Consider the following 996-nt stretch of genomic DNA (forward strand, 5'->3'; position numbering starts at 1 on the left):
GCACCATGAGGGTTATTATCAAGACATTGTTGACTATTAACAATGCTGGATGAGCCATAGTTTGTTGCTATATCTTGGGTTATTTGTGCAGCATGTGCTGTCAAGGTGCTAGCAAAGCTAGTCAGCAACGCTGTATAAATAGGAGAAAATTTCATTAAGGTTTTGGTCTCTCTGGTTAAAAAATACGATTTAAAATAGATAACAAAGGTCTTTACAATGGAGAACTCACGCAGGTTTCTGATGAACTGCTACGGGTTAATGGCCGATACCATATTGCGACAATGAACCAATATGGAGCAAGTAAACCAGCCACTTTAAAGACAGGCCTAGTCTTGCCCCTTTGGCCTAAAAAACAAAGTAAATTACCGTTAGTTTAGATTTTCATTTTTATTTAATGATCTTTATATTCAAAAGGTTAAGCTCAACCATTCCTTAAATCAGATTAAGTAAGCCGAGCAAGGTAATTGATGGTATTTTATGGTTTAATCAGTGCGGGAATTTCATCAGCTTGCAATGCACAAGTGTGTAAAATATCCAAGATCAGGGCATTTTCGTCAATGGTGTCTTGATAAGGCTTGGTCGGTAATCCATCCAGAGCTATATGAAGTTTTTCTGCCGTATAGCGGTAGCTGTCAAATGCCTGATTTTTCCACAGTTCAATCGAGGCAATCGAACGATCAATACACTCCTGCATGGCGATGGGCTCTACTAAATCATCAATGGTCATATCCCCTCCCCAACCAGCACGCCAACCTTCAGTATACATTTCAACTCGTAAACCACTTGCGTGAAAGCCACTGCTAGATAGAATGCATGACCATTGACTATTGCCTAAGCTTGAACATTCCGATAAATGCTCATCAGCCCCATATATCCTTACAGCACTTGGCGCCATCTCATCCCACCAGCTCATGGCAGGAAATGATACTGGCGTAGTCACTTTGACCTCTTGCCCAGGGTTCAGTGTCAAACCTTCAGGGTTAATATTGGCGATAC

Annotated in this window: 1 pseudogene; it reads right to left on the reverse strand. The window is 41.1% G+C overall.

What is annotated here, in order from left to right:
* Positions 1–475: 475 nt before the first annotated feature.
* Positions 476–996, reverse strand: a pseudogene (locus tag VSA01S_RS19785) (hypothetical protein); the annotation flags it as partial.

Source organism: Vibrio sagamiensis NBRC 104589 (assembly GCF_007990935.1).
GTDB classification, from domain to species: Bacteria; Pseudomonadota; Gammaproteobacteria; order Enterobacterales; family Vibrionaceae; genus Vibrio; species Vibrio sagamiensis.